This is a genomic window from Mycobacterium sp., assembly GCF_035314665.1.
In the GTDB taxonomy this organism is placed as follows: domain Bacteria; phylum Actinomycetota; class Actinomycetes; order Mycobacteriales; family Mycobacteriaceae; genus Mycobacterium.
This window is the reverse complement of sequence record NZ_DATFZD010000194.1, coordinates 18939-29926: the sequence shown is the minus strand read 5'-3', so window position 1 is coordinate 29926 and position 10988 is coordinate 18939. Positions and strand designations below refer to the sequence as shown.

Genomic DNA, 10988 nt, shown 5'->3' with positions numbered 1-10988 from the left:
TGAAGGGTGCGCAATGAAGGTTCCGGGTGTCGCCGCCATTGTCGGCGGTATAACCGGTGGAGCAGTGGATATGTTGCAAGCCGGGGTGAACGGCGTTGCGACGGCCGCCGGCACGATGCAGATGCTGGCCGGCCCGGTGGTCAATTCGGTGAGTCAATCGACCGCAAGAGTGCTCGGGACGGGCGGTTCGTCTAACGGCAAGCCGGACGGCGCCGCGGCAACCGTGCGGTGGCAAAGCGGGCGGCGGGTGCACCTGGACCTGGATCCGTTGTTGCCGTTCCCACGCTGGCACGAGCATGCGGCGATAGTCGAAGAGCCGGTCCGCAAGCTTCCCGGTGTGGCCACCGCCCACGTCGAGGGCTCGTTGGGCCGGCTGGTGATCGAACTCGAGGATGACGCCGACGGCGACGCTGTCCTGGACAACGTGCGCTACGTGGTGGCGTCCGCGGCGGCCGGCCTAGCCGCCGCCGGCCCGGAGCCACAAATCCGAACCGCGCCATTCGCCGACCCGGGTAATCCGTTGGCGATCCTGGTGCCGCTGACCGCGGCGGCCTTTGATGCGGTTGCGATCGGCGCCGCGGTCACCGGTTGGGTCGTCAGATTGCCCGCGGCACCGCGTACCACCCGAGCGGCGGCCGCCCTGCTGAACAATCAGCCGCGGATGGTGTCCGTCCTCGAGTCGCGACTGGGCCGAGTGGGCACCGACCTCGCGCTCAGCGCGGCGACAGCGGCGGCCAACGGGTTGACCCAGGCGGTCGGCACTCCACTGTTGAACCTGGTGGAGCGGGTCCTGGAGATCTCCGAAGCCGAGGCGCATCGTCGCCGCTGGCGGGACCGCGAGCCGCAGCTGGCCTCACCCAACCGGCCGCAAGCCCCGGTGGTACCGATTATCTCGTCGGCCGGGGTCAAATCCCAGGCCCCACGGCACAACTGGCCAGCCGCAGCGGCCGGCGAGGCGTCGCACGTCGTGGTCGATGGCGCGATCGACACCGCCATCGACACCGCCAAGGGATCGATGACCGGAGCGGTGGAGGAATACGTCAACCAGGCCGCGAACGGTTCGCTGATCGCCGCCGCGAGTGCGTTGGTTGCCGGCGGTGGCCCCGAGGACGCTGCCGGCGCGGTGCTGGCCGGGATTCCGAAGGCGGCGCACATGGGCCGTCAGTCCTTTGCCGCGGTGCTGGGCCGCGGGCTCGCCGAGGACGGACAGATGATCCTCGATCCGGGTGCTCTGCGTCGCCTCGATCGGGTGAAAGTGGTCGTAATCGACGGCGCGGCGCTGCGCGGTGATCACCGCGCGGTGTTGAACGCCCGCGGAGACGTTCCGGGCTGGGATGACGACAGGGTCTATGAGGTCGCCGACGCGCTGCTGCACGCTGAGGAGCCGCCGGAGCCCGACCCCGACGAGTTGCCCGCCACCGGCGCGCGGCTGCGCTGGGTTCGCGCGCAGGGCCCGTCGGCCACCCCCGCCCAAGGCCTCGAACACGCCGACTTGGTGGTCGACGGCGACATGGTCGGCCACGTCGAAGTCGGCTGGGAGGTCGACCCGTTCGCGATTCCGCTGCTGCAGATCGCGCACCGGACCGGCGCCCGGGTGGTGTTGCGGCATGTCGCCGGCACCCAGGATCTGGCCGCCAGCGTCGCCGCCAGTCACCCGAGCGGCACGCCGCTGCTCAAGCTGGTGCGTGATCTGCGGACGGATCGCGGACCGGTGCTGCTGATCACCGCGCTACACCGCGACTTCGCCTCGACCGACACATTGGCGGCGCTCGCCGTCGCCGACGTCGGGGTGGCGCTCGACGACCCCCGCGCGGCCACACCCTGGACCGCGGACATCATCACCGGCACCGATCTGGCCGCCGCCGTGCGGATCCTCTCGGCGCTACCCGCGGCGCGCGCGGCCAGTGAATCGTCGGTGAACCTCGCCAAGGGCGGCACCACGCTGGCCGGGCTGCTGCTGGTAACCGGCGACACCCGCACGAGTACCAACCCGCTGGCGCTGCGACGCTGGCTCAATCCCGTCAACGCCGCCGCCGCCAGCGCCCTCGTGTCGGGCGCTTTCTCGGCCAGTAGAGTCCTCCGGCAACCCGATCCCACCCCGCAACCGCTGACCGCCTGGCACGCGCTGGATCCCGAGATCGTCTACGCGCGGCTGGCCGGCCGCACCCGGCCGTTGACCGTCCAGCCTGGTGCGCCGGCTTGGCGACGTGTCCTCGAGGATCTGTCCTACAGCCCGTTGGTGGCGCCGCTGCGGGGCCCGGCGCGTCAGGCGGGCCGGCTGCTGGACGCGACCCTTTACGAACTCCGCGATCCGCTCACCCCGATCCTGGCCGTGGGCGCGGCGGCGTCGGCGATCATGGGCAGCAATGTCGACGCGCTTCTGGTGGGCGGCGTGATGGCCGTCAACGCGCTGACCGGCGGGGCGCAACGGTTGCGGGCCGACGCGGCGGCGGCAGAGCTTTTCGCTGAACAGGATCAGGTCGCGCGCCGCGTCGTTGTCCCGACGGTCGCCACGTCGCGACGCCGGCTTGACGCGGCCCGCACCACCGAACGCACAGCCACGGTTTCGGCGAGCTCGCTGCGTCCCGGCGACGTGATCGACCTGGTCGCGCCGGACGTGGTGCCCGCCGACGCGCGGCTGCTGGTGGCCGAAGACCTCGAAGTCGACGAGTCGTTGCTCACCGGTGAGTCGTTGCCGGTCGACAAGCAGGTGGACCCGGTCGCCGCTACCGATAGAGACCGGGCCAGCATGCTGTTCGAGGGCAGCACGATCGTCGCCGGGCATGCCCGGGCGATCGTGGTGGCCACCGGCGTGGGGACCGCCGCACACCGCGCGATTTCGGCGGTCATCGACGTCGAATCGGCGGCCGGGGTGCAGGCTCGGCTGCGCGAGCTGACCGCCAAGGTGCTGCCGCTGACCCTTGCCGGTGGTGCCGCGGTGACGGGTCTGGCGATGCTGCGCCGCGCGACGCTGCGTCAGGCGGTCGCCGACGGCGTCGCCATCGCGGTGGCCGCCGTCCCGGAAGGCCTGCCGCTGGTGGCCACGCTCTCCCAGCTCGCCGCCGCCCAGCGGCTCTCGGCACGCGGCGTGCTGGTCCGCGCACCCCGCACCATCGAGGCGCTGGGCCGCGTGGACACCGTGTGCTTCGACAAGACCGGCACGCTCACCGAAAACCGGCTGCGCGTCGTGCGTTCGGTTCCGGCCGCAACCGCGCCGCGTGGGCCGTTCCCGGACACCGGCGATCCGCAAGGCGCCCACGTCTTGCGGGCTGCCGGCTGGGCATCCACCCAGCCAGAAGAAGGGCGGGGTCACGCTCACGCCACCGACGAGGCGATTCTCAAAGCGGCGGATTCGCTTAGCAGCGAAGGTGATTCGGAGTGGAACCTGATCGCGGAAGTGCCGTTTGAGTCCAGTCGCGGCTTCGCGGCCGCGATCGGCACGCTGAACACGGATCCCAAAAACCCGTTGCTGATGCTGAAGGGCGCTCCGGAGGTCGTGCTGCCGCGCTGCCGGTTCGCTGACCCGGAGGCCGACCAGGACCATGCGGAGTCGTTGGTGCACAGCCTTGCCGAGCAGGGGCTGCGGGTGCTGGCGGTGGCGAAGCGCAGCTGGGTACACGAGACCGAAGACGACGACACCGATGCCGATGCCGTCGACGCCGCCGCACACGATCTGGAGTTGATCGGCTACGTCGGATTGGCGGACACAGCACGACCTTCGGCGCGACCGTTGATCGAAGCGCTGGTGGACGCCGACCGCAACGTCGTGCTGATCACCGGAGACCACCCGGTCACCGCGCGGGCCATTGCGCGCCAACTGGGTCTGCCGCCGGATGCCCGGGTGATCACCGGCGTCGAGCTGGCCGGTCTCGACGAGGACGCCAGCGCCAAACTCGTTGCCGATGTTCAGGTCTTCGCCCGGGTCAGCCCCGAACAAAAGGTGCAGATCGTTGCGGCGCTGCAGCGTTGCGGACGAGTGACGGCGATGGTCGGCGACGGGGCCAACGACGCCGCGGCGATCCGGATGGCCGACGTGGGCATCGGGGTGAGCGGTCGCGGTTCGTCGGCCGCCCGCGGCGCCGCCGACATCGTGTTGACCGACGACGACCTTGGTGTGCTGCTCGACGCGTTGGTCGAGGGCCGCGGGATGTGGGCCGGGGTCCGCGACGCGGTGACGATCCTGGTCGGCGGCAACGTCGGCGAGGTGCTGTTCACCATCATCGGTACGGCGCTCGGCACCGGACGAGCGCCGATCGGAACCCGGCAACTGCTGCTGGTGAACCTGCTGACCGACATGTTCCCCGCGCTCGCGGTCGCCGTCACCCCGCAATTCGATGAACCCGACGCCGACGAATTCGACACCGAGGAAGAGGCCGACGAGGCCCGCCGTGCCTACCAACGATCGGTGCTCACCGCGCCGACACCGTCGCTGGACGCTCCGCTGATGCGGCAGATCGTCACCCGCGGCGCCGTCACGGCTGCCGGCGCAACCGCGGCCTGGGCTATCGGGCGTTGGACTCCGGGCACCGAAAGACGCACCGCAACAATGGGGCTCACAGCTTTGGTGACGACGCAGCTGGCCCAAACGTTGTTGACCCGGCGCCACAGCCCGCTCGTCGTGGCGACCGCGCTGGGTAGTTCCGCGGTTCTGATCGCCATCGTCCAGACGCCCGGTGTCAGCCACTTTTTCGGATGCACGCCGCTAGGACCGGTCGCCTGGACCGGCGTCGCCGGCGCCACCGCGGCGGCCACCGGCCTGTCGGTGTTCGCCCCCAACTTGTTGGCCAAGGCCGCCGGGATCGTCCAGTCCGACGAAGCGTGAAATTCCGGCCCGACCGACCATGGCCTGAGTTCAGAAGATCGAATATCAACCGATCTCGCACGAACGGTGGCGCGACATGATGGCGAGTCAGGCAGACAGCGGGGCCAGTGAACCCCGGGATGGCTCAACATATCTCGATCATCGGCGCGGGTTTCGCCAGCGGCAAGGCACCAGCGATGCTGGCCGATCCTGACGCATTGGCCAACACTCTTGGCCACCCGCCGACCACATTCGCCCAATTCGTTCGTAAGCACCGCGAAGAATTCGCCGCTGCACTCGGATAGGAATGGAACGGCAGGTGGTCTCTCAGCCCCGCGACGCCAACTCGACATCGGCCGACAGTGCCCGGCAACTGATGGGAGTGCTGGCACACACTGTGTGACGCCACGCACCAGCTTCCAGATGGGCAAGCGCCAATCATCAATTGCACCATAGACTTTGGCGCCAACAGTCCGGCGCAGCAGACAAGTTCGCCGCTCCGCACAAGCATGGGGGAACGCTTACATCAAACTCGGCATTGAACCGCGCAAGCAGCTGGACCGTGTCCTATCCGATTGAGCCGCCGCTGCGAGTCGAGCTGACTGGTCAGCTACCCGACTAGCCAGTTGCACCGTGCGCTCGCGAATGCGGGTGCAACCCTAGGCGGCCGATGATGAGTCCAAAGTACAGAAGGAATCGAAGATGACATCGACGGTCGCCGACTTGCATCGAGTTATCACTTGTGTCGATGACGACGGTGGCGAGCGGATAAGTGCTTTCGGAATGGACCGCGCAGAGATCTGCGGCGCGTTCAAACCAGCAGGCCGCCCCTACTGGCTGATATATGTCAGTACCACCGTGGCCGAAGCGAGCGGCCGGTCGCAACCCCGCCTAGTCCCGCCACACCTTCAGCTGGGAAACGAACAGAACGCCCGTGAGTGGGTTGAACTAATCGCCCACCTTTACGCACGATCGGCGACATCGTGAGCGCGCCAGATCGGCGGCCCTGGGCATCGCCAGACCACGCCCAAAGTGGATCCTCGCGGATGCAGCCCGGCGCGGCAATACGGCGAGACAGGCCGCCTCTGGGCCGCAGCCGGATTATCGCTGCTGGTGACGGTGTGCGACTGTCCGTGCGTGACTATGGGTGTCGCGCACCTGACCACACTGTGGTCCTTCTGCATGGCCTTTGCTTAGACCAATCGTCATGGGATATTCAGATCGGTCAGCTGATCCGCGAGTGGGGCAATGCCATTCGGATCATCAGCTACGACCATCGCGGCCATGGCGACTCCGCCGACGCGCCCATGCACACCTACCGCATCGAGCAGCTCGCCGACGATCTAGCCACGCTGCTCATAAGGCTTCGCGTTAAAGGCCCACTCACACTCGCAGGGCACTCCATGGGCGGTATGACAGCCCTGGCCTACCTCGCCCGCAGCAGCAGTCATCGCCCCGTCGAACCGAAATCGCTTGTCCTCGTCGCCACTGCTGCAGGCAAACTCACCAACCGGGGCCTCGGCCGGCTCCTGGCCACTCCCGTGGCGAAGATCCTCCACGGGCTCGTGCAGCACACGCCGCATTCGGTGACCGATAAGATAGTTCGGGCTCTCGCCCGCCCGGTGTGGCCCGCCTTGACGAGATATGCCGGATACGCTGCAGGCAGCGGTGCTCTCGCCGCGGTATCCGCCGCAAGCATTAATGCAACCCCATTGACGACCAAGGTCGGGTTCCTTCCCAGCCTGCGGAACTACGACCAGTACCACACGCTTGGTTCTATCTCCGCCGCCACGACCGTCATCGCTGGTGGAGCCGACAAGCTCACCCCGCCCGCGCATGCCCACGATCTAGCCGCCGGCATCCCCCGGGCCATGCTCGTACACGAGCCCGGCGCCGGGCACATGCTGCTACATGACACCCCGCGTCTCATCTCCGACATCATCAGCCGCACCATCACACGATCCGGTAATTCCGTTACACCACAGGATGTTCCGGCTTGATCGGCCAAAGCGGCCAAACGCCCGACTTCGAGATCGGCACTAGGGCCTTGTCGATGACTACCGACGTCCGCAAGGCAGGAGTACGCCGACGCGATCCGACGCCGTTCCGCCACCGACGCGGTGGCTGCGGCCCGTCGACACGTCACCGCGGCCGGAGAAGCCGCGAAGCCCGCGATGCTGCCGCTCATGCAGGATCGATCCGGGTGCCGCACCGGCCTCACTCGCCGTCCCGTGGCAGACAAAAGCGGCAGCAAATTCACGTTTCGGCCATCTAATGGCGGGCACTCCCAGCAAGATCGGTACTGCGAGGTTGCTGAGAGTACAGAAGGAAGTTCGATGAGCCAGACGAGCCTTACCCCGACCGCCACCCAAGCACCCAATTTGGCGCTGCTGTTCCTGCAGCGCGTCGAGGCGTCAGCAGAGCGGGAAGCCTTCCGATACCCCGAGAACGGCCAGTGGACCTCGGTCACCTGGAAGCAGGCCGCCGAACGGGTGGAGGCCCTGGCAGCCGGGCTGTTGGCGCTGGGCGTCGCACCCGAGGATCGGATCGGCATCGCGTCAACCACCCGGCTCGAGTGGATCCTGGCCGATCTGGCGATCCTGTGCGCCGGCGCGGCAACCACCACCGTCTACCCGAGCACCAACGCCGACGACACCGCCTACATCCTCGCCGACTCCGAATCGCGGATCGTCTTCGCCGAAGACGACAAGCAGTTGGCCAAGCTCACCGAGCGCCGCGGCGACTTACCCAACGTCGCCAAGGTGGTGATGTTCGACGGAGCCGGTGACGGCGACTGGGTGATCACCCTGGACGATCTCGCCGCACTGGGCGCGAAGCACCTGGCCGAACATCCGTCCAGTGTGCGCACGACCGCAGAAGAGATCACCGCCGATCGGCTGGCGACGTTGATCTACACCTCAGGCACCACCGGTAAACCCAAAGGTGTGCGGCTGCGCCACGAGGCGTGGGTATACACCGGCACCGCGATCAACGACATGAATCTGCTCGGCGAGGACGACCTACAACTGCTGTGGCTGCCGCTCGCGCACGCCTTCGGCAAGGTGCTGATCTCCACTCAGCTGGCCTGCGGGTTCGCCAGCGCGATCGACAGCCGCGTCGACAAGATCGTGGAAAACACCGGGGTGGTCAAACCGACCTTCATGGGGGCCGCGCCGCGCATCTTCGAGAAGGCCTATGCCCGCGTCGTCACCACCCAGCAGAACCAAGGCGGCATCAAAGCGCTCGTGTTCAACACCGCATTCGCGGTCGGCCGCAAGGTCGCGGCTCGCCGCCGCAACCACCGATCGATACCGCTGTTTTTGCAGCTGCCGCACCGGCTGTTCGACCGGTTGGTGTTCGCCAAGGTGCGGGCCGTGTTCGGCGGGCGGATCCGGTTCTTTATCTCCGGTTCGGCGCCGCTCAACCGCGACATCGCCGAGTGGTTCGACGCGGCCGGCCTGCTGATCCTGGAGGGCTACGGGCTGACCGAGTCCGCCGGCGCGGGCTTCATCAACCGCCCCGACAACTACAAGCTCGGCACCGTGGGCCTGCCGTTCGAGGGCACCGACGTCCGGATCAGCAAGGCCGGGGAAGTCCAGTTCCGCAGTAAGTGCGTGATGGCCGGCTACCACCACCTGGAGAAGGCCACCGCCGAGGCGCTCAGCGACGACGGCTGGCTGGCCACCGGGGATCAGGGCAGCATCGACGACGACGGCTTCCTCAAGATCACCGGCCGGATCAAGGAACTGTTCAAGCTGTCCAACGGCAAGTACGTCGCGCCGCCGGCGGTCGAGGCGAAATTCGCGACGTTGTGCCCGTACGCCAGCCAATTCATGGTGTTCGGCGAGGGCAAGAACTTCGCCGTCGCACTGGTCGCCCTCGATGCCGACGCGATCGGCGGTTGGGCCAAAGATCGTGGGCTCGGCGACGCGTCCTACGCGGAGCTGACCAAGTCGTCCGACGCGCATGAGATGGTTGAAGAGCACGTCAAAAAGCTCAACGCCAGCCTCAACCGGTGGGAGACGATCAAGAAGTGGGCACTGCTCGACCATGAACTCTCGATCGAGCGGGGCGAGCTCACACCGTCGTTGAAGGTGAAGCGCGGGGTGGTCGCCGAGCAGAACAAGGAAACTTTGGATGGCTTCTATTCCTGATATCCCTGAACTCGAAGCCGAGCAATCAGCAGAGCTACCCGACGCCGCCAACGCGGCCGCGCCGGGACATCTGCTGCGCACGCTGGAATGGCGGACGGGCGTCGAGTATCTCACCGCGCTCGCCGCTGCGCGGCGCATCGCCGACTGGCCCCGCGGCGACGGCCATCCCGTTCTGGTGATCCCCGCATTCCTGGCCGGCCCGTTCTCGACGCAGCTGCTGCGTGATGTCTTGCGCTGCTTGGGCTACCAGGTCTACGACTGGGGCCTGGGCTACAACGTCGGATACCGCGCCAGCATGGAGGAGACGCTGCCGGCCCGCCTGCGCCACATCCTGGAACGGTCCGATGGGCGCAAAGCGAGCATCATCGGCTGGAGCGCCGGCGGAATCTATGCCCGCGAACTGGCGCGCGCCGTCCCCGACGATGTCCGGTCGGTGATCACCTTGGGATCCCCGTTCCGCGGGAACCATCGGGCCAGCACCGTTTGGAAGGTGTGGCGGCTGGTCAACCGCGGCGCAGAGGCGACCGAGGCTGTTTCCGAATCTGCTCTGGAGCGCCGCGCCCAACCGTTGTCCGTGCCGACGACCTGCATCTACAGCAAAAGCGACGGCATCGTGGCCTGGCAGTGCTGCACCAGCTTGCCGGCGCCGGAAACCGAGAACGTCGAAGTGCGCAGCAGCCACCTCGGGTATGGCCATAACGTGGAAACGCTCTCGGTGATCGCCGACCGGCTCGCCCAACCGGAAGACAGCTGGCGGCCGTTCCGTCGTTGAACGGTGCGTGATGAGGTCTGGGAGGTGTCAGCCTGGCGAATTGTGCTGCTACTACCAGTGAACGGTGTACGAAAAACCTTCTCGGTTAAGCCGATTGGCAGCCTGTCGATTGCTCGGCCGATCCGAGCTGCGACATGATCGATGGCATGGCCGATATCGACTTTTCGTTGCTGGATGTGCCGCGTTCAGCGCCGGTCGACGACCCCGAGGCTTACCTGCGCACCGCGATCGCCTGGCACTTCGGCGAGGACACCGGCTGCACGTTCTGGTTGCGGGCCGCGCGCACGCTGAACTTCGACCCGTTGACCGATGTGAACACGTTCGCCGATTTGCGGCTGTTTCCCAACCTGCTCAACGAACTACGCAACGTGCCCATTGAAGAGCTGATCCCGCGCGGCTACGGTTCGCCGCCGCCGATTCCGCAGATATTCGAGTCCGGCGGCACCACCGGTGCGCCGAAAAGGACTGTGCAGCTGCCGGATTGGGTCGAGCAAGTTATCCAATGGCAAACCGAGGACTTCGCCAACGGTGGCTTTCTGCAAGGCCGTGGCTTCGTCTGCATGATGCCGAGCGGGCCGCACGGTGTTGGCTACTTTTCTCGACTTGTCTCCGAACGGCTCGGATCGGTTTTCCACGCGATCGACTTGGATCCGCGCTGGGTCAAGAAGATCACCGCCCGCAACGCCGCCTCCGAAGTCTCGGCCTACGTCGACCATCTCATCGAGCAGACCGTCCACATCCTGCAGACCCAACACGTGGCGAATCTTCACACGACTCCTCCGCTGCTCGAGGCCATCGCCCGCAACGATGACGTCGCGAACCTGGTGAACGAGAAGATCCGCTTCACGCTCCTCAGCGGCGCCCATGTGGACGTCGACACGCTCGACTTGCTGCGCGATATCTTCCCGAATACGGCGATCACCATGGTGTTCGGCAGCACGATGATTCTCTCCCAGGCGACGACTCGCCACGACAGCGACGATGAGCCGTTCGTCTTCGATCCGCGCGGACCTTACGTCGTCTTTTCGGTGGTGAATCCCGACACCGGTGAAGAAGTGCCGTACGGACAACGCGGTCAGGTCGTGATGAACCACATCAGCAAGGGCATGTTTCTGCCGAACAACCTGGAACGCGACAGCGCGGTGCGGACGCCGGGACCCGAAGGCCAAGTTGGAGATTCGCTGAGCGAGGTTCAGCCCGTCGCAGCCTTCGAAGGCGAGGCTGTCATCGAGGGTGTCTACTGACATGGCTTCCAGCTCGC

The 10988-nt window shown here is 66.8% G+C and carries 6 protein-coding genes; all 6 read left to right on the top strand.

Annotated elements, in window-relative coordinates; translation table 11 throughout:
• Positions 1 to 70: 70 nt before the first annotated feature.
• The 6 genes from VKI00_RS15025 to VKI00_RS15000 all read left to right on the top strand — a co-directional run bounded on the left by VKI00_RS15025 (position 71) and on the right by VKI00_RS15000 (position 10971).
• The gene (locus VKI00_RS15025; RefSeq protein ID WP_414687200.1) at positions 71 to 4822 is read left to right on the top strand and encodes a cation-translocating P-type ATPase; all 4752 of its coding nucleotides are present in this window, start codon (positions 71 to 73) and stop codon (positions 4820 to 4822) included.
• Between the two features lie 119 nt (positions 4823 to 4941).
• Positions 4942 to 5106, top strand: a complete 165-nt coding sequence (locus VKI00_RS15020) for a hypothetical protein (RefSeq protein ID WP_324438649.1) — start codon at positions 4942 to 4944, stop codon at positions 5104 to 5106.
• A 741-nt stretch (positions 5107 to 5847) separates the two neighbouring features.
• Complete coding sequence (locus tag VKI00_RS15015) at positions 5848 to 6801, top strand: alpha/beta fold hydrolase (protein ID WP_324438647.1); 954 nt, start codon at positions 5848 to 5850, stop codon at positions 6799 to 6801.
• A 336-nt stretch (positions 6802 to 7137) separates the two neighbouring features.
• A complete protein-coding gene (locus tag VKI00_RS15010) occupies positions 7138 to 8955 on the top strand; it encodes a long-chain fatty acid--CoA ligase (RefSeq protein WP_324438645.1) in 1818 nt (605 codons plus the stop codon).
• Positions 8939 to 9727 (top strand): alpha/beta hydrolase, encoded by a 789-nt coding sequence (locus VKI00_RS15005; protein ID WP_324438643.1) that lies wholly within the window; start codon positions 8939 to 8941, stop codon positions 9725 to 9727. Before VKI00_RS15010 ends, VKI00_RS15005 begins: the two co-directional genes overlap by 17 nt.
• A gap of 146 nt (positions 9728 to 9873) precedes the next feature.
• Positions 9874 to 10971 (top strand): AMP-binding protein, encoded by a 1098-nt coding sequence (locus tag VKI00_RS15000; RefSeq protein WP_324438641.1) that lies wholly within the window; start codon positions 9874 to 9876, stop codon positions 10969 to 10971.
• Positions 10972 to 10988 lie beyond the last annotated feature (17 nt).

What these genes read in the sequence shown, in the direction of transcription:
- VKI00_RS15000 (WP_324438641.1), top strand. Translation starts at nt 9,874, where the DNA reads ATGGCCGATATCGACTTTTCGTTGCTGGATGTGCCGCGTTCAGCGCCG.
- VKI00_RS15010 (WP_324438645.1), top strand. Translation starts at nt 7,138, where the DNA reads ATGAGCCAGACGAGCCTTACCCCGACCGCCACCCAAGCACCCAATTTG.
- VKI00_RS15025 (WP_414687200.1), top strand. Translation starts at nt 71, where the DNA reads ATGTTGCAAGCCGGGGTGAACGGCGTTGCGACGGCCGCCGGCACGATG.
- VKI00_RS15015 (WP_324438647.1), top strand. Translation starts at nt 5,848, where the DNA reads ATGCAGCCCGGCGCGGCAATACGGCGAGACAGGCCGCCTCTGGGCCGC.
- VKI00_RS15020 (WP_324438649.1), top strand. Translation starts at nt 4,942, where the DNA reads ATGGCTCAACATATCTCGATCATCGGCGCGGGTTTCGCCAGCGGCAAG.
- VKI00_RS15005 (WP_324438643.1), top strand. Translation starts at nt 8,939, where the DNA reads ATGGCTTCTATTCCTGATATCCCTGAACTCGAAGCCGAGCAATCAGCA.